General features: G+C 60.6%; 21 protein-coding genes. 12 read left to right on the forward strand and 9 right to left on the reverse strand.

The window, feature by feature from the left end:
• Positions 1–21 precede the first annotated feature (21 nt).
• The 4 genes from EXN22_RS25120 to EXN22_RS25135 all read right to left on the reverse strand — a co-directional run bounded on the left by EXN22_RS25120 (position 22) and on the right by EXN22_RS25135 (position 5,509).
• Positions 22–1,056, reverse strand: coding sequence for an ABC transporter substrate-binding protein (locus EXN22_RS25120; RefSeq protein WP_130266553.1), 1,035 nt, complete (start codon positions 1,054–1,056; stop codon positions 22–24).
• 40 nt (positions 1,057–1,096) lie between these two features.
• A complete protein-coding gene (locus EXN22_RS25125; RefSeq protein WP_130266554.1) occupies positions 1,097–2,221 on the reverse strand; it encodes an ABC transporter ATP-binding protein in 1,125 nt (374 codons plus the stop codon).
• A gap of 258 nt (positions 2,222–2,479) precedes the next feature.
• Positions 2,480–3,109: a response regulator gene (locus EXN22_RS25130; RefSeq protein ID WP_130266555.1), complete on the reverse strand. Its 630-nt coding sequence runs from the start codon at positions 3,107–3,109 to the stop codon at positions 2,480–2,482.
• Positions 3,110–3,118: 9 nt separating this feature from the next.
• On the reverse strand, positions 3,119–5,509 hold the full coding sequence (locus EXN22_RS25135; RefSeq protein WP_130266556.1) for a PAS domain-containing sensor histidine kinase: 2,391 nt from the start codon (positions 5,507–5,509) through the stop codon (positions 3,119–3,121).
• A 94-nt stretch (positions 5,510–5,603) separates the two neighbouring features.
• On the opposite strand from EXN22_RS25135, the gene EXN22_RS25140 reads away from it, so the two are divergent.
• Complete coding sequence (locus tag EXN22_RS25140; protein WP_130266557.1) at positions 5,604–6,614, forward strand: alpha/beta hydrolase family protein; 1,011 nt, start codon at positions 5,604–5,606, stop codon at positions 6,612–6,614.
• Here EXN22_RS25140 and EXN22_RS25145 read toward each other — a convergent pair.
• The 3 genes from EXN22_RS25145 to EXN22_RS25155 are packed head-to-tail and all read right to left on the reverse strand — an operon-like array spanning position 6,611 to position 9,064.
• Positions 6,611–7,375, reverse strand: a complete 765-nt coding sequence (locus EXN22_RS25145) for a TerB family tellurite resistance protein (RefSeq protein WP_130266558.1) — start codon at positions 7,373–7,375, stop codon at positions 6,611–6,613. The genes EXN22_RS25140 and EXN22_RS25145 overlap by 4 nt on opposite strands.
• Position 7,376: 1 nt before the next feature.
• Positions 7,377–8,042, reverse strand: coding sequence for an N-acetylmuramate alpha-1-phosphate uridylyltransferase MurU (gene murU, locus EXN22_RS25150; protein ID WP_130266559.1), 666 nt, complete (start codon positions 8,040–8,042; stop codon positions 7,377–7,379).
• Positions 8,039–9,064, reverse strand: coding sequence for an aminoglycoside phosphotransferase family protein (locus EXN22_RS25155; RefSeq protein ID WP_130266560.1), 1,026 nt, complete (start codon positions 9,062–9,064; stop codon positions 8,039–8,041). Before EXN22_RS25155 ends, murU begins: the two co-directional genes overlap by 4 nt.
• 130 nt (positions 9,065–9,194) lie before the next feature.
• On the opposite strand from EXN22_RS25155, the gene EXN22_RS25160 reads away from it, so the two are divergent.
• From EXN22_RS25160 to EXN22_RS25210, 11 genes are all read left to right on the forward strand, one after another.
• Positions 9,195–12,044 (forward strand): LPS-assembly protein LptD, encoded by a 2,850-nt coding sequence (locus tag EXN22_RS25160; protein WP_130266561.1) that lies wholly within the window; start codon positions 9,195–9,197, stop codon positions 12,042–12,044.
• Positions 12,025–13,344: a peptidylprolyl isomerase gene (locus tag EXN22_RS25165; RefSeq protein WP_130266562.1), complete on the forward strand. Its 1,320-nt coding sequence runs from the start codon at positions 12,025–12,027 to the stop codon at positions 13,342–13,344. Before EXN22_RS25160 ends, EXN22_RS25165 begins: the two co-directional genes overlap by 20 nt.
• A complete protein-coding gene (pdxA, locus tag EXN22_RS25170; protein WP_130266563.1) occupies positions 13,341–14,330 on the forward strand; it encodes a 4-hydroxythreonine-4-phosphate dehydrogenase PdxA in 990 nt (329 codons plus the stop codon). The genes EXN22_RS25165 and pdxA overlap by 4 nt, the downstream gene beginning before the upstream one ends.
• Positions 14,327–15,133 (forward strand): 16S rRNA (adenine(1518)-N(6)/adenine(1519)-N(6))-dimethyltransferase RsmA, encoded by an 807-nt coding sequence (gene rsmA, locus EXN22_RS25175; protein ID WP_130266564.1) that lies wholly within the window; start codon positions 14,327–14,329, stop codon positions 15,131–15,133. The genes pdxA and rsmA overlap by 4 nt, the downstream gene beginning before the upstream one ends.
• Before the next feature lie 103 nt (positions 15,134–15,236).
• Positions 15,237–15,617 carry a Co2+/Mg2+ efflux protein ApaG gene (gene apaG, locus EXN22_RS25180; protein ID WP_130266565.1) on the forward strand — a complete coding sequence of 127 codons (381 nt, stop codon included), beginning with the start codon at positions 15,237–15,239 and terminating at the stop codon, positions 15,615–15,617.
• Positions 15,617–16,492: a symmetrical bis(5'-nucleosyl)-tetraphosphatase gene (locus EXN22_RS25185; RefSeq protein WP_130266566.1), complete on the forward strand. Its 876-nt coding sequence runs from the start codon at positions 15,617–15,619 to the stop codon at positions 16,490–16,492. The genes apaG and EXN22_RS25185 overlap by 1 nt, the downstream gene beginning before the upstream one ends.
• Before the next feature lie 14 nt (positions 16,493–16,506).
• A complete protein-coding gene (gene glpE / locus EXN22_RS25190) occupies positions 16,507–16,836 on the forward strand; it encodes a thiosulfate sulfurtransferase GlpE (protein WP_130266567.1) in 330 nt (109 codons plus the stop codon).
• A gap of 281 nt (positions 16,837–17,117) precedes the next feature.
• Entirely contained in the window at positions 17,118–19,040 is a 1,923-nt protein-coding gene (locus tag EXN22_RS25195) for a PrkA family serine protein kinase (RefSeq protein ID WP_130266568.1), read from the forward strand.
• A gap of 134 nt (positions 19,041–19,174) precedes the next feature.
• The gene (locus EXN22_RS25200) at positions 19,175–20,446 is read left to right on the forward strand and encodes a YeaH/YhbH family protein (RefSeq protein WP_130266569.1); all 1,272 of its coding nucleotides are present in this window, start codon (positions 19,175–19,177) and stop codon (positions 20,444–20,446) included.
• Positions 20,443–22,005, forward strand: coding sequence for a SpoVR family protein (locus tag EXN22_RS25205; protein ID WP_130266570.1), 1,563 nt, complete (start codon positions 20,443–20,445; stop codon positions 22,003–22,005). The genes EXN22_RS25200 and EXN22_RS25205 overlap by 4 nt, the downstream gene beginning before the upstream one ends.
• Positions 22,006–22,060: 55 nt before the next feature.
• Positions 22,061–23,290, forward strand: a complete 1,230-nt coding sequence (locus tag EXN22_RS25210) for a multifunctional CCA addition/repair protein (RefSeq protein WP_130266571.1) — start codon at positions 22,061–22,063, stop codon at positions 23,288–23,290.
• 48 nt (positions 23,291–23,338) lie between these two features.
• Here EXN22_RS25210 and folK read toward each other — a convergent pair whose 3' ends face one another.
• The gene (gene folK / locus EXN22_RS25215) at positions 23,339–23,848 is read right to left on the reverse strand and encodes a 2-amino-4-hydroxy-6-hydroxymethyldihydropteridine diphosphokinase (RefSeq protein WP_130266572.1); all 510 of its coding nucleotides are present in this window, start codon (positions 23,846–23,848) and stop codon (positions 23,339–23,341) included.
• Positions 23,839–24,192, reverse strand: coding sequence for a dihydroneopterin aldolase (folB, locus tag EXN22_RS25220; protein WP_130266573.1), 354 nt, complete (start codon positions 24,190–24,192; stop codon positions 23,839–23,841). Before folB ends, folK begins: the two co-directional genes overlap by 10 nt.
• Between the last annotated feature and the right edge of the window lie 28 nt (positions 24,193–24,220).

Here is a 24,220-nt window from a genome sequence, read left to right on the forward strand (position 1 = left end):
CCGACGCCCCATCAGCAGCCCTTACTTGGCAGCCCAGGCGTTGAAGCGTTGTTCCAGCTGCTCGCTGTTGTCGGCCCAGAACGCCACGTCGATCTGCACCTGATTGGCGATGTTCTCCGGGGTCGTCGGCATGTCTTTCTTGATCTCGTCAGACAGCAGCGCAACGGCGTTGGAGTTGGCCGGGCCGTAGGCGATGTTTTCGGAATAGATCTTCTGCTGCTCGGGCTTGACCGAGTAGGCGATGAACTTCTTCGCGTCCTCAACGTTCTTGGCGCCCTTAGGAATGGCCCAGGCGTCGAAGTCGTAGATGCCGCCGTTCCACACCACTTTCAGGTTGCTTTCTTTTTGCACGGCGGCAATACGGCCGTTGTACGCCGAACTCATGACAACATCACCCGAGGCCAGGTATTGCGGGGGTTGCGCACCGGCTTCCCACCACTGAATGCTCGGCTTGAGCTCGTCGAGTTTCTTGAAGGCGCGGTCCTGGCCTTCCTTGGTGCCAAGCACTTTGTAAACGTCCTTGGGCGCAACGCCGTCGGCCATCAGGGCGAATTCCAGGGTGTACTTGGCGCCCTTGCGCAGACCACGCTTGCCTGGGAACTGCTTGGTGTCCCAGAAATCCGCCCAACTGGTCGGTGCAGTTTTCAGTTTGTCGGCGTTGTAGGCCATGACCGTGGACCAGACGAAGAAGCCGACACCGCAAGGCTGGATAGCACCGGGAACGTAGTCGGACTCGTTACCGAACAGTGCAGGGTCAAGCTCTTCGAACATGCCTTCGTCGCAGCCACGGGCCAGCTCCGGCGATTCGACTTCCACCAGGTTCCACGACACGCTCTTGGTGTCGACCATGGCTTTGACCTTGGCCATTTCACCGTTGTACTCGCCTGCGACGATCTTGCCGTTGCCCGCCTTTTCCCATGGCTCGTAGAACGCCTTGACCTGGGCCGCCTTGTTGGCGCCACCGAAGGAAATCACGGTCAGGTCGGCCGCTGCCATGGCCTGGGTTGCGGCAAAAAGGCCCAGGGTCAGGGCGGTCAACTTCAAGTGTTTGCGCATTATTATTCTCTCCACAGTACAGGGTTGGTGAAGCAAACCTTCAATGAGCTTCCAGCAGAGGGTCGAGCGCGCGAGCGTGCTCCACCTGCCAGCCAAGCGGTACCACGTCGCCCACAGCCAGGGCCGGGTCGAGTTCGGCAATCGGCTGTTTCACGAAGAAATCGGCCTTGCCGCAGACTTCCAGGCGCACCCGCACGTGGTCGCCCAAGTAAATGAACTCGGCCACCCGCCCAGAGAAGCGATTGACGCAGCTTTCACTGTGGCCATTGAGGCGCACGCGCTCGGGGCGGATCGACAGGGTCACCGGATCGCCGCTCTGGCCGACATTCACTGCCAGGGCCTCGACTTTCTCGCCACGCGCCAGTTGCACCTGGCAACGTTCGCCGTCCTGACTGATCAAGCGGCCATTGATGCGGTTGTTTTCACCGATGAAGTTGGCCACGAAGGTGTTCTTCGGCTCTTCATAAAGGGTGCGCGGGTCGGCGATCTGCTGGATCTCGCCCTGGTGGAACACGGCCACGCGGTCGGACATGGTCAGTGCTTCGCCCTGGTCGTGAGTCACGTACACCACGGTGACGCCCAAGCGCTGGTGCAGGTGCTTGATTTCCATCTGCATGTGTTCGCGCAGCTGCTTGTCGAGGGCACCCAGCGGTTCGTCCATCAACACCAGTTGCGGCTCGAACACCAACGCGCGAGCCAGCGCCACCCGCTGCTGCTGGCCACCGGAAAGCTGGCCGGGGTAACGCTGGGCGAAGGCGTCGAGCTGGACCATGTTGAGCACACGCTTGACCCGCTCGCTGATGTCGGTCTTGCTCAGGTTGCGCACACTCAAGGGAAAGGCCAGGTTCTCGGCCACGGTCATGTGCGGGAACAGCGCGTAGTTCTGGAATACCATGCCGATGTCGCGCTTGTGCGGCGGCACGTTGTTGATCGAACGTCCAGCCAGCTGGATTTCGCCGGCGGTCGGTGTTTCAAAGCCGGCGAGCATCATCAGGCTGGTGGTCTTGCCGGACCCGGACGGGCCGAGCAAGGTGAGGAACTCACCCTTGCGGATATCCAGGTTGAGGTCCTTGACGATCAGCGATTCGCCGTCGTAGCTCTTCTGCACACCACGGAAGCTGACCAGCACTTCGCCGGTTGCAGCGCTCGAATTCACCTCACTCATACCCGCACCTTTTTGTTGGATGACTGCTGCATCCAAGCCTAGTGAAGGCGTAAGGCGGCGCAAATCGGGGGGGGAGAGAGATTGATATCAGCGTGTTGGAAGGCTTGGGGTAGGGATTGCCCTACAAGAATGGCGCTTTTGGATATGTGCCTGGAAGGTTAGACGTCATCGCGGGGCAAGCCCGCTCCCACAGGATTGGGAGTTGTGGGAGCGGGCTTGCCCCGCGATGCGATCAGCGCAATGTCGCATCTGGAACACTCACAACAGCTTGTGCTCCATCGCGTACTTCACCAACTCCGCCAGCGAATTCACATTGAGCTTCTGCATCAGCCGCGCTTTGTGGGTGCTGATGGTCTTGTTGCTCAGGGCCAGTTGCTGGGCAATGTCGTTGACGTTAGCGCCCTGGGCCAGGCGTTCGAACACCGAAAACTCGCGCTCCGACAGCAACGAATGCAAGGGCCGGGCATCGGTCAGGCCGACCTCGAAGACCATGCGGTCAGCCAGGTCCGGATCGATGTAGCGCCCCCCGCCCGCCACCCGCCGAATGGCGGTCAGCAGCAGGGCGGGATCACTGTCTTTGGTGGCATAACCAGCAGCACCGACCTTCAGAGCCCGCGCCGCCATCTGCGCTTCGTCATGCATCGACAGCACCAGGATCGCCGGTGGATTGTTCAGCGCACGAATCCGCGGGATCGCCTCCAGACCATTGACCCCGGGCATGGAGATATCCAGCAGCACGACCTCGCAGTCGGTATGGCGCAGGGCTTCCAGCAATTGTTCGCCGTTGCCGGCCTCTCCCACCACCTGCATGTCCTTGGCCAGGCCGATCAACTGCTTGATGCCTTCGCGGACAATGGTGTGGTCTTCGGCAACCAGTACTCGAATCACGCAATGCTCCTAATCCAGGGGGATGGCCACGCTCAGGCTGGTGCCCTCGCCCGGTTCGCTTTCCAAGGTCATGCGGCCGCCCAGCATCAACACCCGCTCGCGCATGCCGACCAGGCCGAATGAGCTTGGCCGGCTTTGTTCCAGGACAAAGCCGGCGCCGTCGTCGATCACCGTCAAGCGCAGAGCCTGGGCATCAAGGCTCAGGTTGATTTGCACAGTATGCGCCTGGGCATGGCGCATGACATTGGTCAGCGCCTCCTGCAGGATGCGAAACAGGCCGATGGCCTTGCCATCACTCAAGGGTGGCAGGTTTTCCGGCACCTGCACCAGGCAAGGTATCTGTGTGCGTGCTTCAAAGCGCCGCGCTTGCCACTCGATGGCCGAAGCGATACCAGCATCGAGGATCGGTGGGCGCAAGGCGGTGGCCACATCACGCACCAGTTGAAAGAGCTGGGCGATCAGGCGTTTCATGCTGCCCAGGCGCTCATTGAGGCCCGGGTCCAGTTCGGCGTAGGCCAGCTCGCACATCGATGTTTCCAGCTTCAGTACCGTCAGCATCTGTCCCAGTTCATCATGCACTTCCCGGGCGATACGGGCTTTTTCCTCCTCCCGAACGCTTTCCAGGTGCGCCGACAGTTCTCGCAGTTGCTCCTGGGAGCGGGCCAGCTCCAGTTCGACGCGCTTGCTCTGGCTGATGTCCCAGACCACTCCATCCCAGACCACTCGGCCATCTGCCAGGGTACGGGTACTGGCCTTGATATCGGCCCAGCGCTGTTCGCCCTTGAGGGTCAGGATGCGCCCTTGCCAGGACCAGTCGCTGTCGGTGGCCAGGGCCAGGTCCTGAACCCGGTGGTAATCAGCGCGGTCATCCGGATGCACCAGGTTGCGCAGGCCCATGTCCGGATGCTGCAACGCAGCCGGCGTGTAACCCACCAGAGCTTCACTGCCCTCACTGATATAGGGGAATTCCAGTTCGCCTTGCGCCGGGTTGCGCTCAAGACGAAACACCAGGCCCGGTACGTTGCCGGCAATGCCCTTGAGCCGCGCCTCACTCTCACGCAGCGCTGCCAGCGCACGCCGCCGTTCGGTAACATCGGTGAGAAACACCACCAGGTATTCGGCGTCGCGAAAACGCAGAAAACTCAGCGACACATCCACCGGCAACAGGCTGCCATCGGTACGCAGGCATTGGGTTTCAAAATGCTGGGGGGCCTCATCGCTGGCCCGGGCGCGCTTCCACAGATCAAGCCACCGGTCCATGTGCAGGTTCGGCTCGAAGTCGATCAGCGGCCGGTCAATCAGCGCCCCGCTGGCATAGCCCAGCATGCTTTCGGCCGCGCGGTTGGCATAGCGGACATGGCTGTCCCAATTGACCCAGAGAATTCCCACGGTGCTCTGGTCGATGGAAAACTGGCTCAGGCGCAGCGCTTCTTCGCGGGCCTGGCGCTGGGCCAGGGTATCGCGGGTGGCCAACAGGTTGTGTTCGAGCTGATGCAATTGTCGACGCTGCCAGATGACAATGGCCACGCAACCAAGCAGCAGCGCCGCCAGCAACAGGCCAAGATTTTGCCAGAAGCCCGGTGACTCGCTCAGTCGCGGGTACTTGGGCTCCAGCCAGCGCTGGTGCAGTTGTTCAAGGTCCTTGGCGGCAATCGCCTGCAAACCCCGCTCAAGTACTGCGGCCAGTTGCGGCCAGTCACGCCGCGAACCGACTCTGAGCAACTGCGGCAAACCGATATCCCCGACAACCACCAGCTCGCTGAACTCGCTTTCCCGTGACAGGCGGCTCAATTGCGCCTCATCCACCACGGCAAACCTGGCTTGCTCACTGAGCACCAACTGCAAGGCCTCACGCTCCTGCGGCACACCTTGCAGGTTGAGGTTCGTGTACGTGGCTCGCAGATAGTCGGCGACGGTGCTGGGCATGCGTACGGCCACCCGGTCAGTGCTGGCCAGCTTTTCCAGGTCCACCGCCACGGCGCCGGAACGCTGCCCGACGATCAGTTGCGGCACACGCATGTACGGATCACTGAACAACCACAGGCGCAAACCGGCGGGAGTCTGGGTCAGACCTGGAGCGAGATCGATTTCACCGGCCTGTAGCGCATGCTCCAAGGCCGCCTGGTCGGGAAAGTTGCGCCAGGTGAGGTCCAGGCCCAACGAACGGCCTAGCCAGTTCATCAACTCGACATTGACCCCGTAAAGCTGTTGCAAGCGCCGATCGAACTGGGCAAAGGGCGCCTGCAGTACCAGCCCGACCCGCAAGCTGCGATGCTGTTCAAGCCACTGCTGCTGGGCCGGCTCCAGCACAACCTGCGCAGGCGTGGCAGCGGAAGCCGCCCAAGCGATCAAGGGCGGGCAAAAACAGCCGATAAGCAACAGGCAGCGCAAAAGCTTCATCTGCACTCTCATCAAGGGTAGGACGGCCACCGAGCATGGCCGTCCCGAGCAAATACTATTAGGCTGCCGGTATTAATCTGGCCTGGATCGATTCATGTTCGCACTTTATCGCACGACGCTGCCGGCGTTATGCCTGTCATTGATACTACCTTGTACCGTACAAGCGGCCGCTGACGAAACGCCAAAGCCTGCTGCGGACAGTAAACCTGCCGCCGTCGAGCGTCAGCCATTGGCCGAACGCAGCCAGGAAGATGCCCTGGCCCTTGAGCGCCAAGTACCTCAAGCCGAACAGCAAACCCTGCAAGCCGGCAGCGACAGTTTCCTGGCCCTGTGGAAACCGGCCAACACCCCCGACCCTGAAGGCGCCCTGATCATTCTTGCCGGCGCGGGAGAGACTGCCGATTGGCCGAAAACCGTCGGCCCACTAAGGCACAAGTTTCCCGATGCAGGATGGCACAGCCTGAGCCTGGCTCAGCCGGACTTGCTCGGCGACAGCCCACAAGCACGTGTTGAAGCTGCGCCGGTACCTGCCAAGAAAGCTGAACAAGGCGAAAGTGCTCCGGTCAAGGACACCCCGGCCAATGCCAATACCAGTATCGAGCAGGCTACAGCGGCCGAGAGCGAAACAAGCGAAAGTAGCGAACAGGCCAAGGCCCCGGTTGAAGATGACAAGGCCGATGCCGAACGTATCTTCGCCCGCCTTGATGCCGCCGTCGCCTATGCTCAACAACACAATGCCCGCAGCATTGTATTGCTCGGCAACGGCAGTGGCGCCTATTGGGCAGCCCGCTACCTGAGCGAACGGCAACCGGTGCAGGTGCAGGTGCAGAAGCTGGTGATGGTCTCAGCGCAAACGCCGGAACGCGCCGAACAGGGCCTGGATAGCCTGGCGCCGAGCCTGAAAGTGCCCACCGCGGACTTTTTCTACGCGGCCCTGCCCCAGGCAAAACGCGCGGCCGAGCAACGCCTACAGGCCAGTAAGCGTTTGAAGGACGCCAACTACCGCCAGATCAGCCTGACCGCCATGCCAGGCAACAGCGCAGCGGAACAAGAACAACTGTTCCGCCGCATCCGTGGCTGGCTCAGCCCGCAACAGCTCGACTAGAAGCCACGACGCTTGCGAATCACGGCGTAGGCCTGGTGCAGCTCACGGGTAAGTTCAGTTGCCTCGCGAACCTGCGCCGGGCTTGCGCCATTGCCCACCAGCTTGTCCGGATGGTGGCGGCTGAGCAGCCGCCGATAGGCTTGCTTGACCTGCCCGGCGTCGGTATCTGCATCTACCCCGAGCATGCGCAAGGCCTGTGGGTACCCCAGCGTGCCATCGGCCAGAACCGCCCTTTGCGGTTCATAGTCCAATGCCAGAGCCTGAACCTTGGCCGACGACCAACCCAGAGCCCGGCCCCACGTCAGCAATAACTCACGTTCGTGTCGGCCGGCCTGGCCATCGGCCCAGACCATGCGCCAACAGGCACGCAGCATGCCTTCGGCGGCGTGGGGCTGTTGCTTCAGGCGGCGCAGGTGAGCACCCAGGCGCTCCTTGCCGCGCTTGCCTCGATTGAAGGCGGCAATGGCCCGGCGCCTGGCCGGTTCGCTCATTTCCAGACGTTGCATTTCCACTCGCGCTTGCTGGATATGACCTTCGCCCACCCGCCCGTCGCTCTTGGCCAGACGCCCGAGCAGCACAAACAACACCTCGTCGTCGCGCATTACCGGCCGCCCGCCCAGGCGTTCACGCACATGCGCCCAACTGTGCAACTGCAAACGGCGATCCATCGCCTGACCCAGCAACGCCCCCAGCAAAGCCCCTGGAATACTGGCGATGGCAAAGCCTGCCCCGGCACCTATCACTGTGCTCGGCCACAACATGTCAGCGGTGCTCGGCGAGCAGTTGCTCGACTTCGGCCAGGCGCTCCAAAGTGCCAACATCCACCCAGTGCCCACGATAATGCTCACCACTGACCCGCCCGGCAGCCATCGCCTGACGCAGCAACGGCGCCAGCTTGAACGCCTCGGCCTGGCAATCGGCGAACAGTTGCGGGGCCAGCACAGCGATACCGCTGTAGGTCAGGGTATCGGCAGTCCCATCACTGACCTGACCTTGCTCCAGAGTAAAATCGCCTTTGTCATGATGGCCAGGGTTATCTACCAGCACCAAATGGGCTAACCCGTTGATGCTCTCGGGCAGACCAGCGAAGTCGTATTCGGTCCAGATATCGCCGTTGACCAGCAAAAAAGGCTCATTGCCCAGCAATGGCAGAGCCTTGAAGATGCCCCCACCGGTCTCCAGTGGCTCGCCTTCCGGCGAGTAGCTGATGCTAAGGCCCCAGCGTGAACCATCGCCCAGATGATCTTCGATCTGCTGCCCCAGCCAGGCATGGTTGATCACTACGTCCTTGAAACCGGCCGCCGCCAGCGCACGCAGGTGATACTCGATGAGCGGCATGCCAGCGACCGGCACCAGCGGTTTTGGGGTGTGCAGGGTCAGTGGGCGCATCCGCTCGCCTTTGCCTGCAGCGAGGATCATCGCTTTCATGGACGCGCTCCGGCTGCGGCCTGCAGGCTCTCGATCAGCTCATCGAGTTCGGCCAGCTCCGGACGACGGCTGATCACTTCATCTATATAGGCAAAGAATCGCGGCACGTCGGCCAGGTAGCGCGGCTTGCCATCACGGTGGCAGATGCGGGCGAAGATGCCGATAACCTTGAGGTGGCGCTGCACGCCCATCAGATCGCTGGCGCGGTGGAAACTTTCGAAATCGACCTGCACCGGGATGCCCTTGGCCTGGGCGCGCTGCCAGTAATCTTCAAGCCAGCCTTGTACTCGTGCCTGCGGCCAGCTCAGGAAGGCATCCTTGAACAGGCAGGTGATGTCATAGGTGACCGGCCCGTATACCGCATCCTGGAAATCCAACACGCCGGGGTTCGGTTCACTGTCCATCAGGTTGCGTGGCATATAGTCGCGGTGCACCAACACTTTCGGCTGGGCCAGGGCGCTGTCGATCAGCAGGCTGCTGATGCGCTGCCAGGCGGCCAGTTGCGCGTCGGTAAAACCCAGGCCCAGTTCGCGGCCCACGTACCATTCGGGAAACAGCTCAAGTTCACGGCGCAGCAACGCGACGTCGTAGCTTGGCAACGGTGCGTCCATTGGCAACTGCTGGAAGGCCAGCAGTGCGTCGATGGCGTCGTTGAACAGGGCTTCGGCATTGTCTGCGTTGATCACATCGAGGTAGGTCTGGGTGCCCAGGTCACTGAGCAGCAGGAAACCGCGCTCAAGGTCCTGGGCATGAATGACCGGAACATTGACCTTTGCACTGGCCAGCAGGTGAGCGATGTCCACGAACGGCCGGCAGTTTTCCTGCGGCGGTGGCGCATCCATGACAATAAAGCTGTGGCCTTCGGCCTGCCAGCGGAAGTAGCGGCGAAAGCTCGCGTCGCTGCTGGCAGCGGTCAGGCTACCCGCAGGAACCGCGCCCCAGCTCTGCTCATTGAACAGATTTGCCAGCTGCTCGGCGAGCCAGACTTCCAGGTGTTGCAAGCGTACATCGTGATCGGGCATTACAAGGGTCTCCGACGGCCCTAGCCGTCAAGCGGGTCATGCTTTATTATCCAGCATCTTTTTCAGACCATCGAGAGGCGTGCGGCCCCACACGCGGGCAGATGGCACGCAGGAAGCCCGGACTAATAAGATGGCATTGAAATCCCCCGCGTTTCGTAAAAAATTCCCGTTGCTGGTCACCGGCGGTTTGCTGGCGATGCAACCTCTGGCCACCCCATACGTGGTTGCCGCTGAGCAGTTCGACTGCCAAGTGTCTGCTGCCGGAGGCTGGGACTGCAAGCCCAAAACCCCTGCCGCCGCATTGCCGCCGCGCCCGGTGCACGTCGGTGCTGCCGTCAGTTCGTCCGCCGAAACGCCAGCCGGCTCCGCCGAGGTCGCCCAGGAACAGGCTCAAGGTCCTGCGCTGGTCACCGAAGCCGAAGGTCGCGTGTTGAAATCGCGCAGCCCCGATGCCAGTCACCTGGACTGGGTGCCACGTGATCAGCTCACCCCGGCCCAGCTCGCTGAAACCGGGCCATATTGCGCCGGTGCCTACATCGAGCCGACCCGTCCGGGCATGACTGATACCACGCCCAAAGACGAATCGCCGACCTATATCGGTGCCAAGGTCTCGCGCTACCAGCAGGAACAGCAGATCGCCACCCTCGCCGGTGACGTAGTCATGCGCCAGGGCAGCATGCAGGTGGAAGCCGACGAGGCCAACCTGTACCAGGCCGAGAACCGTGGCGAACTGAGCGGCAACGTGAAGATTCGCGACAACGGCTCGCTGGTCGTGGGCGACCACGCCGACATCCAGCTCGACACTGGTGAAGCCAAGGTCGACAACGCCGAATACGTGATGCACAAATCGCGCATCCGCGGCAGCGCCCTGTATGCCAAGCGTGCCGAGAACGCCATCATTCGCCTCAAGGATGGTACCTACACCACCTGTGAGCCGAACAGCAACGCCTGGCAGCTCAAGGGCAACAACATTACCCTGAACCCGGCCACCGGGTTCGGTACCGCGACCAACGTCACCCTGCGGGTCAAGGATGTGCCGGTGTTCTACACACCGTATATCTACTTCCCGATCGATGACCGTCGCCAGTCCGGCTTCCTGCCGCCGTCATTCAGCACCAGCAGTGATACCGGCTTCATGCTGGTCACGCCGTACTACTTCAACCTGGCGCCGAACTACGACGCCACCTTGTACCCACGCTACATGGCCAAGCGCGGCATGTTGATGGAAGGCGAGTTCCGCTACCTGACCAAGTCCAGCGAAGGGCAGTTTGGTGGTGCTTACCTGAATGACAAGGACGATGATCGCAAGCTGCAGACGGACTACAAAGACCAGCGCTGGATGATCAACTGGCAACACAAGGGTGGCCTTGATGAGCGCCTGATGACCGAAGTCGATTACACCGACATCAGCGATCCGTTCTACTTCCAGGACCTGGAGTCGGATCAGATTGGTGTTGAAAGCAAGGACTTCATCAACCAGCAAGGTGCATTGACCTGGCGTGGCGACAGCTATACCGCGCGTTTGAATGTGCAGGCCTTTGAGCTGGCGACTATCTCCCAGATCACCCCTTACGACAGGCTGCCGCAGATCAGCTTCAACGGAATGCTGCCGTATCATCCGGGTGGCTTTGACTTTAGTTATGAAACTGAAGCAGTCCGATTTGACCGAGATCTGAAAAACGATCTGGTTTTTGACAAAGATGGCAATCCTGATACCTCTGCTGGGGTCGTGACTGACGCATTTGGTAGCGTAATCGGTGGCAGACGACTTGACGAAAACGTTTTTGGCCTTGCCCGCGCCAACGGTACCCGCCTGAATGCGGCACCGAAGATCAGCCTGCCGCTCACTGCGACTTATGGCTACTTGACGCCTTCAATCAAGTACATGACCACTCACTACGACCTTGACCTCGATGGTAAAGGCAAGAGCGATCTGGCAAACGCAAGCCAGGCAACACGAGACCTGCAGGGTGAATTCAGCAGCACCCAGACTCGCAACGTCCCCATCTTCAGCGTCGACAGCGGCCTCTACTTCGACCGTAACACGCAATGGTTCGGCAAAAACTATCGCCAGACCCTGGAGCCGCGACTGTACTACCTGTATGTCCCTTATGAAGATCAGAAGGACATCCCGATTTTCGACAGCGGCGAAAACACGTTCAGCTATTCTTCACTGTTTCGCGACAACCGGTTCTCCGGGGTTGACCGTATCGGCGACGAGAACAAGCTGTCGCTGGGCGTGACTAACCGCTGGATCGAAGAAAACGGCTTTGAGCGTCAACGCCTCAGCGTTGGCCAGGCACTGTACTTCAAGGACCGCAAGGTTCAATTGCCGGGTATCTCGTTCGAAGACCGCAAGGATGCTCAGTCCGACGTATCTCCGTACGCGCTTGAGTACGAGTACCGCTTCAACCGCGACTGGCGCTTCAACTCCGATTTCAACTGGGATCCGGATAGCCGCAGCACCCGTTCGGGCAGCGCTATGTTCCATTACCAGCCTGAAGACAATGTCAACAAAGTGGTCAACCTCGGCTACCGCTACCGTAATGACATGGTCACCTACAACAGCACCACCGGTCGCTGGCAGGTAGGTGGCGGTGACTACGGAACGCCAGGCGATCCGAACTACGTCAAGGACTACTACAAGATCCAGCAGCATGACTTCTCGGTCATGTGGCCGATCGTTCCTCAATGGACGGCAATTGCGCGCTGGCAGCATGACTACAACCGCAACCGTACCCTGGAAGCCTTCGGCGGTTTCGAGTATGACAACTGCTGCTGGAAACTGCGCCTGATCAACCGTTACTGGATCGATTACGACGATTTCAACCAGGCAGTTCCGCAAAACGAAAAAGGCGACCACGGCGTCTTCCTGCAGATTGTGCTGAAAGGCCTCGGCGGCGTAGTGGGCAACAAGGTCGAGTCGTTCCTCGACCAAGGCATTCAAGGTTATCGTACTCGTGAAGACCAAGCTTACTGATTGTCTGCGCCCGCTGTTGCTGGGCGCAGTATTGCTGAGCGGCGCGGCGCATGCCGCTCCGCAACCCCTGGACAGCGTTGTGGCCATCGTCGATAACGACGTGGTGATGAAAAGCCAGCTGGACAGCCGCGTGCATGAGGTCCAGCAGACCATCGCCAAGCGTGGCGGCGGCGCGCCGCCCGCCGGCGCGCTGGAGCAACAGGTGCTCGAGCGCCTGATCGTCGAGAACCTGCAACTGCAGATCGGCGACCGCTCAGGCATTCGCATCACCGACGAGGAGCTGAACCAGGCCATCGGCACCATTGCCCAGCGCAATGGCATGAGCCTGGAGCAGTTCCGCGCGGCCCTGGCACGTGACGGCCTGTCGTATGACGATGCCCGCGAGCAGGTGCGTCGCGAGATGATCATCAGCCGCGTGCGTCAGCGCCGGGTTGCTGAACGTATCCAGGTCTCGGAGCAGGAAGTGAAGAACTTCCTTGCCTCGGAGCAGGGCCAGATGCAATTGTCGGAAGAATGGCGACTGGCCAATATCCTGATCCCGACGCCGGAGAGCGCCAACGCGGCGCAGATCCAGGCGGCGGCCAACAAGGCCGGCGAGGTGTACTCGAAACTGAGGAGCGGCGCTGACTTCGCTCGGATGGCAATCGAAAACTCCGCCAGCGAAAATGCCCTGGAAGGCGGCGAAATGGGCTGGCGCAAAGCCGGTCAGTTGCCACCTGACTTCGCCAGGATGCTCAGTAGCCTGAGCGTCGGCGAGATTACTCAGCCGCTGCGTATTCCTACCGGCTTCATCATCATCAAGATGCAGGAAAAGCGCGGTGGTAGCGAAGCGATGATGCGCGACGAAGTGCATGTGCGCCACATCCTGATCAAGCCAAGCGAAATCCGCAGCGAAGCGGCGACCAAAGAGCTGGCACAACGGCTCTACGACCGCATCCAGAATGGCGAAGACTTCGCCGAATTGGCGAAGAGCTTCTCCGAGGATCCGGGTTCGGCCCTCAATGGCGGCGACCTGAACTGGGTCGATCCGAGCGCCCTGGTGCCCGAGTTCCGCGAGCAGATGGCCAACGCCCAACAGGGTGTGGTGACCAAGCCGTTCCAGACTCAGTACGGCTGGCACGTCCTCGAAGTAATGGGCCGCCGCGCCACCGACAGCACCGAGCAAGCCCGCGAGCAACAAGCGATGAACGTGCTGCGTAACCGCAAGTACGACGAAGAACTGCAGACCTGGTTGCGTCAGATCCGTGACGAAGCCTATGTCGAAATCAAGCTTCCTGGCGTCGATCAGGCCGCGCAGTGAAACCTCAGCGCTTCGCCCTCACACCCGGCGAACCAGCCGGCATAGGTCCCGACCTGTGCCTGCTGCTCGCCGCGCAAGCCCAGCCGCACCCCCTGATTGCCATTACCAGCCGTGACCTGCTCGCCGAGCGGGCCACGCAGCTGGCTGTGGCAGTCACGCTGCTACCGGTAACTCTCGACGCACTCCCCGACCAGCCTGCGCCAGCAGGTAGCTTGTACGTCTGGGATACGCCATTGCAGAAACCGGTAGTCGCTGGCCAGCTGGACAAGGCTAACGCCGCATTCGTGCTGCACACCCTGACCCGTGCAGGGCAAGGCTGCCTGGACGGGCACTTCGCCGGAATGATTACCGCCCCAGTGCACAAGGGCGTAATCAACGAAAGCGGCATCGCCTTCTCTGGCCATACCGAATTCCTCGCTGACCTGACCAGCACCGAGCAAGTGGTGATGATGCTCGCGACCCGCGGCCTGCGCGTGGCCCTGGTGACCACTCACCTGCCCCTGCGCGAGGTTGCCGACGCCATCACCAGCGAGCGCCTGGAACGGGTCACACGGATCCTGCATAGCGACCTGCAACACAAGTTCGGCATTGCCAACCCGCGCATCCTGGTCTGCGGCCTCAACCCGCATGCCGGCGAAGGTGGCCATCTGGGCTTTGAAGAAATAGACACCATCGAACCGACATTGGCGCGCCTGCGCCGCGAAGGCATGGACCTTCGTGGCCCGCTGCCCGCCGACACCCTGTTTACCCCCAAATATCTGGAGCACTGCGATGCAGTGCTGGCGATGTACCACGACCAGGGCCTGCCCGTGCTCAAGTACAAAGGTTTCGGCGCTGCGGTCAACGTGACCCTGGGCCTGCCGATCATCCGTACGTCGGTCGACCATGGCACCGCCCTGGACCTGGCCGGCAGCGGCAAGATCGACACCGGCAGCCTGCAAGTCGCCCTGGAAACCGCCTACCAGATGGCCGAGACCCGAAAATGACCGAGCAATACCAACACAAGGCGCGCAAGCGCTTTGGCCAGAACTTCCTGCACGACGCCGGGGTCATCGACCGTATCCTGCGCTCGATCCACGCCAAAGCCGGCGAGCGCATGCTGGAGATCGGCCCGGGCCAGGGCGCCCTGACGTCCGGCCTGCTGGCCAGCGGTGCGCAACTGGACGTGGTCGAACTGGACAAGGACCTGGTACCGATCCTCAATCAGCAGTTCGCTGGCCGCGACAACTTCCGCCTGCATCAGGGCGATGCACTGAAGTTCGACTTCAACACCCTCGGCGCAGCCCCCAACAGCCTGCGCGTGGTCGGCAACCTGCCGTACAACATCTCCACCCCGCTGATCTTCCACCTGCTGGCCAACGCCGAGCTGATCCGCGACATGCACTTCATGCTGCAGAAGGAAGTGGTCGAGCGTCTGGCCGCAGGCCCGGGTGGTGGCGACTGGGGCCGTCTGTCGATCATGGTGCAGTACCATTGCCGGGTGGAACACCTGTTCAACGTTGGCCCAGGCGCATTCAACCCGCCGCCCAAGGTCGACTCGGCAATCGTACGCCTGGTCCCGCACCAGACCCTGCCGTTCCCGGCCAAGGACCATCGCCTGCTGGAACGCATAGTGCGCGAAGCCTTCAACCAGCGTCGCAAGACCCTGCGCAACACCCTCAAGGCCCTGCTCAGCAGCGAAGCCATCGAAGCCGCCGGCGTCGATGGCAGCCTGCGCCCGGAGCAACTGGACCTCGCCGCGTTCGTGCGCCTGGCCGACAAGCTGGCCGAGCAACAGGGCGCAGCGTAAGCCTGCCCAAGGCCAGTCATGCCCGCATGACTGGCCTGCCACCCCGCCGATAGCCTAGACTGACGCCATCGCCGTATCCGCGTCTGTTGCCAAGGCCCCTTGCATGTCTGATCCCCGCTACCAGATCGACGTCAGCGTCGTGACCCGCTATCTCAAAGAACAATCCGACCCCGAAAACGATCGTTTCGCCTTCGCCTATACCATCACGGTGAAGAACAACGGTTCTGTGCCCGCCAAACTGATGTCACGGCACTGGCTGATCACCAACGGTGATGGCCATGTCGAAGAGGTCAAGGGCGCCGGCGTGATCGGTCAGCAACCGCTGATCGATCCCGGGCAAAGCCATACCTACAGCAGTGGCGCGGTGATCAGCACCAAAGTTGGCGCCATGCAGGGGAGCTATCAGATGTTTGCCGAAGACGGTAAGCGCTTCGACGCAGTCATCGCGCCGTTCCGCCTCGCCGTCCCCGGAGCCCTGCACTGATGGCGGTTTACGCAGTCGGAGACCTGCAAGGCTGCCTTCAGCCACTCAAATGCCTGCTTGAGCGGGTTGCCTTCAACCCGGCAGTCGATCGCTTGTGGCTGGTCGGAGACCTGGTCAACCGCGGCCCTGAGTCACTGCAGACCCTGCGCTTTCTCTACTCGATCCGCGAATCGCTAGTGTGCGTGCTGGGCAACCATGACCTACATCTGCTCGCCGCCTGGCACAACATCGAACGCCTGAAAAAAAGTGACACCCTGCGTGAGATTATTGATGCCCCGGATGCCGACGACTTGCTCGACTGGTTGCGCCGGCAAAAGCTGTTGCATTATGACGAACAACGCGGAGTAGTTCTGGTGCATGCCGGCATCCCGCCGCAGTGGACCCTGGGCAAGGCCCTGGAGTTGGCAGGTGAAGTCGAGGAAGTGCTGCGCGACGACAACCGCTTCAAGCCCTACCTCGACGGCATGTACGGCAACGAGCCGAACAAGTGGAGCAAGGACCTGAGCGGCGTGACCCGCCTGCGGGTGATCACCAACTACTTCACCCGCATGCGCTTTTGCACCAGCGAAGGCAAGCTCGACCTCAAGGGCAAGGAAGGCGCCGACACCGCCCCCCCCGGCTACAAGCCGTGGTTCGCACACAAAGGCCGCCGCTCACGGCATGTGAAGATCATCTTCGGTCACTGGGCAGCCCTTGAAGGCCGCTGCAAGGAGCCCGGAGTCATTGCCCTGGACACCGGCTGCGTGTGGGGCGGCGCCATGACCCTGTACAACGTCGATACCGGCGCATTTCATCGCTGCGAATGCACCGACGAAGGCAGCCCGCGAACGCAACCTGCGCCAGCGCAACCGGCTAGAATAAACGACCAGTCCTGAAGGAAACCGTACCTATGAGCGAATTCAAACGCATCCCTCCCGAGCAGGCCCAAACGCTGCGCGAGCAAGGTGCGGTCGTGGTCGATATTCGCGACCAGCCAACCTTTGCCCTCGGTCATATCACCGGCTCGAAGCACCTGGACAACCACTCGGTAGCGGACTTCATTCGTGCTGCCGATCTCGATGCACCCACCGTAGTGGTCTGCTATCACGGCAATTCCAGCCAGAATGCTGCCGCCTACCTGATCAGCCAGGGCTTTTCCGACGTCTACAGCCTCGACGGCGGCTTCGAACTGTGGCGCAACACGTATCCTGCAGAAACCGCCCAGGGCACTGCCGAATAATTTTTTTCATCTCCCGCAGCCCGCGTCCTGAGCGGGCTCGCGCCTGACCAGACGAACGGTCACGGCGAACTTCATGTACAACCGCCCTTGACCTCCCTGATTACCAACTATCCTTAAGCCCAGGCCATCCAAAAAGGGGAGAGCCGGTACACCGGCGTGCGGGTCATCGGTAGCGAGTTCTAGGTGTTCTGGGGGGTATACAGCAGTCGGCAGTGCCGATTGCATGCCAGCATCAACTGACTGATCCGGCGTCGGCTCCACGTATCGAGCGAGGTGACGTCATGAGTATCTTTAGCCACTTCCAACAACGTTTCGAGTCCACCCGTCAGGAAGAACTTTCGCTGCAAGAGTACCTTGAGCTCTGCAAAAGCGATCGCAGCGCTTATGCCTCGGCGGCCGAACGCCTGTTGATGGCTATCGGCGAGCCTGAGCTGGTCGACACCTCGAACAATTCCAGGTTGTCGCGTATCTTCTCCAACAAGGTGATCCGCCGCTATCCAGCCTTTGAAGACTTCCATGGCATGGAAGAATGCATTGACCAGATCGTTTCCTACTTCCGCCATGCGGCCCAGGGCCTGGAAGAGAAGAAACAGATCCTTTACCTGCTTGGCCCGGTCGGGGGCGGTAAATCCTCCCTGGCTGAGAAACTCAAGCAGTTGATGGAGAAGGTACCCTTCTACGCCATCAAGGATTCACCCGTATTCGAATCGCCGCTGGGGCTGTTCAATGCCACTGAAGATGGCGCCATTCTCGAAGAAGATTTCGGCATACCACGGCGTTACCTGAACACCATCATGTCACCTTGGGCGACCAAACGGCTTGCCGAGTTCGGTGGCGACATCAGCCAGTTCAAGGTGGTCAAACTCTACCCGTCGATTCTCAACCAGATCGCCGTGGCCAAAACCGAACCGGGTGATGAGAACAACCAGGATATTTCTGCCCTGGTGGGCAAGGTCGATATCCGCAAGCTCGAGGAATACCCGCAGAACGACGCCGATGCCTACAGCTACTCGGGCGCACTGTGCCGGGCCAACCAGGGCCTGATGGAATTCGTCGAAATGTTCAAGGCACCGATCAAGGTGCTGCACCCGTTGCTGACAGCAACGCAGGAAGGCAACTACAACAGTACCGAAGGACTCGGTGCGATCCCCTACTCCGGGATTCTGCTCGCCCACTCCAACGAATCGGAATGGCACACCTTCCGCAACAACAAGAACAACGAAGCCTTCATCGACCGGATCTATATCGTCAAAGTACCGTACTGCCTGCGGGTCAGTGACGAGATCAAGATCTACGACAAACTGTTGTTCAACAGTTCGCTGGCCAAGGCGCACTGCGCACCCGACACCTTGAAAATGCTGGCACAGTTCACCGTGCTGTCGCGCTTGAAAGAGCCGGAAAACTCGAACATCTACTCAAAAATGCGTGTCTATGACGGGGAGAACCTCAAGGACACCGATCCCAAAGCCAAGTCGATCCAGGAGTACCGCGACTCCGCTGGGGTCGATGAAGGGATGAATGGCCTGTCGACCCGTTTCGCTTTCAAGATTCTGTCGAAGGTATTCAACTTCGATCCACATGAAATCGCCGCCAACCCGGTGCACCTGCTTTACGTACTGGAACAGCAGATCGAACAGGAACAGTTCCCGGCCGAAGTACGCGAACGCTATCTGCGCTTCCTGAAAGAGTACCTGGCACCGCGCTACATCGAGTTCATCGGCAAGGAAATCCAGACCGCTTACCTGGAGTCCTACAGCGAATACGGGCAGAACATCTTCGACCGCTACGTGCTGTACGCCGACTTCTGGATCCAGGATCAGGAATACCGCGACCCGGAAACCGGCGAGATCCTCAATCGCATCGCCCTCAACGAAGAGTTGGAGAAGATCGAGAAGCCGGCCGGCATCAGCAATCCGAAGGATTTCCGCAACGAGATCGTCAACTTCGTGTTGCGCGCCCGGGCCAACAACAACGGCAAGAACCCGACCTGGCTCAGCTATGAAAAACTGCGGGTGGTGATCGAGAAGAAAATGTTCTCCAACACCGAAGACCTGCTGCCGGTCATCAGCTTCAACGCCAAGGCCAGCAAAGAGGATCAACAGAAACACAACGACTTCGTCACCCGAATGGTGGAACGCGGCTACACGGACAAGCAAGTTCGGCTGCTCTCGGAATGGTACCTGCGGGTCAGGAAATCGCAGTAAGCGGCAAGTGACAAGCCGCGAGCTGCAAGCTGCCCAGCGCCGCCCCCTGAGGCCGGCGTACCAGCTTGCAGCGGCGGTGGCTGCTCTTTCTTGCAGCTTGAGGCTTGTAGCTGCATCCAGTCACCGGAGGGACCATGAGCTACGTAATCGACCGACGCCTGAACGGCAAGAACAAGAGCACGGTCAACCGCCAGCGCTTTTTGCGGCGTTACCGTGACCACATCAAGAAAGCCGTCGAGGAGGCCGTGAGCCGCCGCTCCATCACCGACATGGAGCATGGCGAACAGATCAGCATCCCCGGCCGCGACATCGACGAACCGGTGCTGCACCATGGCCGCGGCGGCAAACAGACCGTGGTACACCCGGGCAACAAGGAATTCACCGCCGGCGAACATATCGCCCGCCCACAAGGCGGCGGTGGCGGAGGCGGCCGCGGCAAAGCCGGCAATTCCGGCGAAGGCATGGATGAGTTCGTCTTCCAGATCACCCAGGAAGAATTCCTCGAGTTCATGTTCGAAGACCTCGAACTGCCCAACCTGGTCAAGCGTCACCTGACCGGTACCGACACCTTCAAGACCGTGCGCGCCGGCATCAGCAACGAAGGCAATCCGTCGCGCATCAACATCATCCGCACCCTGCGCTCAGCCCATGCCCGACGCATCGCCCTGTCCGGCAGCAGCAGGGCGAAATTGCGCGTGGCCCAGGAAGAACTGGCGCGACTGAAGCGGGAAGAACCAGATAACTTCGGCGATATTCAGGAAATTGAAGGGGAAATCGAACGATTGAGTGCGCGCATCCATCGCGTACCCTTCCTCGATACGTTCGACCTCAAGTACAACCTGCTGGTCAAGCAACCCAACCCCAGTTCCAAGGCGGTGATGTTCTGCCTGATGGACGTTTCCGGCTCCATGACCCAAGCCACCAAAGACATCGCCAAGCGCTTCTTCATCCTCCTGTACCTGTTCCTCAAGCGGAACTACGACAAGATCGAAGTGGTGTTCATCCGCCATCACACCAGCGCCCGCGAGGTGGACGAAGAGGAGTTTTTCTATTCCCGGGAAACCGGCGGCACCATCGTCTCCAGCGCTCTGAAGCTGATGCAGGAAATCATGGCCGAACGCTACCCGGCCAATGATTGGAACATCTATGCGGCCCAGGCCTCGGACGGTGACAACTGGAACGATGACTCGCCGATCTGCCGCGAAATCCTCACCAATCAGATCATGCCGTTCGTCCAGTACTACACTTACGTCGAGATCACCCCTCGCGAACATCAGGCATTGTGGTACGAGTATGAACGTATCGGCGAAGCCTTTGCCGATACGTTCGCCCAGCAGCAGCTGGTGTCGGCCGGCGATATCTATCCGGTCTTCCGTGAACTCTTCCAGCGCAGGTTAGTGACATGACCGCTAGAGAGCAGAAGCGCCACCCCATCTCCACCGGGTCCGAATGGACATTCGAACTGATCCAGGCCTATGACCGGGAAATCAGCCGCCTGGCCGAGCGCTATGCCCTGGACACCTACCCCAACCAGATCGAAGTGATCACCGCCGAGCAGATGATGGATGCCTACGCATCGGTCGGCATGCCCCTGGGTTATCACCACTGGTCCTACGGCAAACACTTCCTCAGCACTGAAAAGTCCTATAGCCGTGGCCAAATGGGCCTGGCCTATGAGATCGTGATCAACTCCGACCCCTGCATTGCCTACCTGATGGAAGAAAACACCATCTGCATGCAGGCGCTGGTAGTCGCCCATGCCTGCTACGGGCACAACAGCTTCTTCAAGGGCAATTACCTGTTCCGCACCTGGACCGATGCCAGTTCGATCATCGACTACCTGGTGTTCGCCAAGCAGTACATCACTCAGTGCGAGGAGCGCCATGGCATCGATGCCGTGGAAGACCTGCTCGACTCCTGCCACGCCCTGATGAACTACGGCGTTGACCGCTACAAACGGCCCTACCCGATCTCCGCCGAAGAGGAGCGGCGCCGGCAGAAGGAGCGCGAAGAACACCTGCAAAAGCAGATCAACGACCTGTGGCGCACCATCCCCAAGGGGGCCGACAAGAACAGCGATCGCGACAACGCACGCTTCCCGGCCGAACCCCAGGAAAACATCCTCTACTTCATTGAAAAGCACGCACCATTGCTCGAACCCTGGCAGCGCGAAATAGTGCGCATCGTGCGCAAGATCGCCCAGTACTTCTACCCGCAACGCCAGACCCAGGTCATGAACGAAGGCTGGGCAACCTTCTGGCACTACACCTTGATGAACGACCTGTACGACGAAGGCCTGGTCACCGAAGGCTTCATGATGGAGTTCCTGCAGTCGCACACCAGTGTGGTGTTCCAGCCCGGTTTCGACAGCCCCTACTACAGCGGCATCAACCCGTATGCCCTCGGCTTTGCCATGTACCGCGACATTCGCCGCATGTGCGAACACCCCACCGAAGAAGACCGCCGCTGGTTCCCCGAAATCGCCGGCAGCGATTGGCTGTCGACCATCAAGTTCGCCATGAGCAGCTTCAAGGACGAAAGCTTCATTCTTCAATACTTGTCGCCCACGGTAATCCGCGACCTCAAGCTGTTCAGCATCCTCGATGACGATCAGCGCGAAGACCTGCTGGTGCCGGCGATCCACGACGAAAGTGGCTACCGGATCATCCGTGAAACCCTGGCCGCCCAGTACAACCTGGGCAATCGCGAACCCAACGTGCAGATCTGGAGCATCGACCGCCGTGGCGACCGCTCCCTGACCCTGCGCCACCAGCAACACGACCGCAAACCCCTGGGCGACTCCACCGAGGAGGTCCTCAAGCACCTGCATCGCCTGTGGGGCTTCGATATTCACCTGGAGACCCTGCAGGGCGATCAGGTGATGAAAATCCACCACGTGCCGCCCAGAGGCGAGCATGGCGAAGCGGACTACGGCCGCCTCGATCTGGCTGTAGTGCACCTCTAGCACGCCCTCCGTTGCTGTCAGACAGGTTATCCTGTGGCATCAACGGAGGTTTCACATGCAGATCTACAAAGTCGGCGGCGCCGTACGCGACCGTCTGCTCGGCAGGCCGGTCAGCGATATCGACTGGGTTGTCGTCGGTGCCACGGCCGAACAAATGCAAGCCCAGGGTTATCGACCGGTTGGTGCGGATTTCCCGGTATTCCTGCACCCCCAAAGTGGCGAGGAGTACGCTCTGGCACGTACGGAGCGCAAAAGCGGACGGGGCTATGGCGGCTTCACGTTTCACGCCAGCCCAGAAGTGACCCTGGAAGAAGACCTGATCCGCCGCGACTTGACCATAAACGCCCTGGCTGAAGATGAACAGGGGCAGGTTTACGATCCGTACAACGGCCAGAGAGACCTACATGACCGCATCTTGCGTCATGTATCCCCGGCGTTCGCCGAAGATCCTCTGCGTGTACTCCGTGTTGCCCGCTTTGCCGCACGGTACGCCAGCCTGGGCTTTAGCGTGGCCCCGGAAACCCTCGAACTGATGCACCAACTCAGCGAATCGGGCGAGCTGCAGGCCCTGACCGCCGAGCGCAGCTGGAAAGAAATTGCCCGGGCCCTGATGGAAGATCAACCACAGGTTTTCATCCAGGTCTTGCGCGATTGCGATGCCCTCAAGCAGTTGATGCCGGAGCTCGATGCGCTGTTTGGCGTACCGCAGCCGCGAGCCCATCACCCGGAAATCGACAGCGGCATCCACACCCTCTCGGTGCTCGAACAAGCGGCCCTGCACCAACACTCCCTGAGCGTGCGCTGGGCGTGCTTGCTGCATGACCTGGGCAAAGGCCTGACTCCTGAAGAGGAATGGCCACGGCATATCGCTCACGAGCAACGTGGGCTGAAGCTGATCAAGGCAGTGAACCAGCGCTTCAAGGTGCCCCGTGACTGCCAGGAGCTGGCTCTGCTGGTGGGCGAGTACCACACCCACTGCCATCGGGCACTGGAACTGAGGGCCTCGACACTGCTCGAACTGCTGCAAAGCTTCGACGTGTACCGTCGGCCGCAGCGTTTCGAGGAGTTTATCGCTGCTTGCGAGATGGATGCCCGCGGCCGCAAAGGGCTAGAGCTGCGTGATTATCCACAGGCGGCGTATCTGCGCGGCGCAGCGGCGGCGGCGCGGGCAGTGCAAGTCCAGCCTCTGGTGCAGAGGGGCTTGACCGGGCAGGCGCTGGGCGAGGCGCTCAAGGGCGAGCGGCTGAAGGCATTGAAGGCTTACAAGGACAGCGCGGGGCGTTGAGGCCATCGCGGGGCGATGCGGCGATCCGACTTGCCCCCGCGATTGAAACTAGATACCGGTCAACTGCCGCCCACGCCACTCGAACGGCACAGGCGCCAGCACCTGCTCGATCTGCGCCTCGGCCCACAACTGGCCCATGGTTTTAGCGGCACCCGGGTGCATCAGCTGCGGCGCAATCAACGCCAGCGGCCACAGCACAAATGCGTTCTTGAGAATCTCCGCCCGTGGCAATACCAGCCCGTCAAAGCTGCCATGCAGATCGTTGTACATCAGCACATCGATATCCAGTGGCAGGCCCTTGCGCTCTGGTGCATAGCGGCCATTGTCGGCCTCGATGAACTTGAGCCGACGGTCCAGTTCCATCAACGGCATATCGGTCAACCCGGTCACCACCAGATTGAAGAACGGGCCGCTTTTGATTCCCACTGCCTGGCTTTCGAATACTGCCGAACACTGCAGGTCCTGCAAAAAAACAGCCAGCGCATCCAGCCCCGCCGTCAAATGCCGCTCACGCTCGACATTGCTGCCAAGGCCAAGGTAAACCCTGTTCAGAGACATCCGCGCTCGATCTCCACACCCACCCCACTGGCAGCAGGCACTGCACCCGGCTTGGTCAGTTTCAGGCGCAACCAGGGAATCTGGAACTCACTCATCAGCACCGCCGCCAACCGCTCGGCGAAGGTTTCCACCAACTGGAACTCGGATTGCTCGGCAAATGCCTGGATACGCGCCGAAACACTGGCATAGTCCAGGGCCAGGGTCAGGTCGTCACCGGCCGCTGCCGGACGGTTGTCCCAGGCAAAACTCAGGTCCAGACGCAGGCACTGGCGAATTCCGCGCTCCCAGTCATAGGCGCCGATCACGGTATCGACTTCCAGCCCCTCGATGAACACTCTGTCCAAGCACTTCTCTCCACAGCACGACAAGGGC

The organism is Pseudomonas tructae (assembly GCF_004214895.1).
Classification (GTDB): Bacteria; Pseudomonadota; Gammaproteobacteria; order Pseudomonadales; family Pseudomonadaceae; genus Aquipseudomonas; species Aquipseudomonas tructae.

Excerpts from the sequence above, each read along its gene's own strand:
- EXN22_RS25120 (WP_130266553.1), bottom strand. The coding sequence starts at position 1,056 with ATGCGCAAACACTTGAAGTTGACCGCCCTGACCCTGGGCCTTTTTGCC.
- EXN22_RS25125 (WP_130266554.1), bottom strand. The coding sequence starts at position 2,221 with ATGAGTGAGGTGAATTCGAGCGCTGCAACCGGCGAAGTGCTGGTCAGC.
- EXN22_RS25135 (WP_130266556.1), bottom strand. The coding sequence starts at position 5,509 with ATGAAGCTTTTGCGCTGCCTGTTGCTTATCGGCTGTTTTTGCCCGCCC.
- EXN22_RS25140 (WP_130266557.1), top strand. The coding sequence starts at position 5,604 with ATGTTCGCACTTTATCGCACGACGCTGCCGGCGTTATGCCTGTCATTG.
- EXN22_RS25145 (WP_130266558.1), bottom strand. The coding sequence starts at position 7,375 with ATGTTGTGGCCGAGCACAGTGATAGGTGCCGGGGCAGGCTTTGCCATC.
- murU (WP_130266559.1), bottom strand. The coding sequence starts at position 8,042 with ATGAAAGCGATGATCCTCGCTGCAGGCAAAGGCGAGCGGATGCGCCCA.
- EXN22_RS25155 (WP_130266560.1), bottom strand. The coding sequence starts at position 9,064 with ATGCCCGATCACGATGTACGCTTGCAACACCTGGAAGTCTGGCTCGCC.
- EXN22_RS25160 (WP_130266561.1), top strand. The coding sequence starts at position 9,195 with ATGGCATTGAAATCCCCCGCGTTTCGTAAAAAATTCCCGTTGCTGGTC.
- rsmA (WP_130266564.1), top strand. The coding sequence starts at position 14,327 with ATGACCGAGCAATACCAACACAAGGCGCGCAAGCGCTTTGGCCAGAAC.
- apaG (WP_130266565.1), top strand. The coding sequence starts at position 15,237 with ATGTCTGATCCCCGCTACCAGATCGACGTCAGCGTCGTGACCCGCTAT.
- EXN22_RS25185 (WP_130266566.1), top strand. The coding sequence starts at position 15,617 with ATGGCGGTTTACGCAGTCGGAGACCTGCAAGGCTGCCTTCAGCCACTC.
- glpE (WP_130266567.1), top strand. The coding sequence starts at position 16,507 with ATGAGCGAATTCAAACGCATCCCTCCCGAGCAGGCCCAAACGCTGCGC.
- EXN22_RS25195 (WP_130266568.1), top strand. The coding sequence starts at position 17,118 with ATGAGTATCTTTAGCCACTTCCAACAACGTTTCGAGTCCACCCGTCAG.
- EXN22_RS25200 (WP_130266569.1), top strand. The coding sequence starts at position 19,175 with ATGAGCTACGTAATCGACCGACGCCTGAACGGCAAGAACAAGAGCACG.
- EXN22_RS25205 (WP_130266570.1), top strand. The coding sequence starts at position 20,443 with ATGACCGCTAGAGAGCAGAAGCGCCACCCCATCTCCACCGGGTCCGAA.
- EXN22_RS25210 (WP_130266571.1), top strand. The coding sequence starts at position 22,061 with ATGCAGATCTACAAAGTCGGCGGCGCCGTACGCGACCGTCTGCTCGGC.
- folK (WP_130266572.1), bottom strand. The coding sequence starts at position 23,848 with ATGTCTCTGAACAGGGTTTACCTTGGCCTTGGCAGCAATGTCGAGCGT.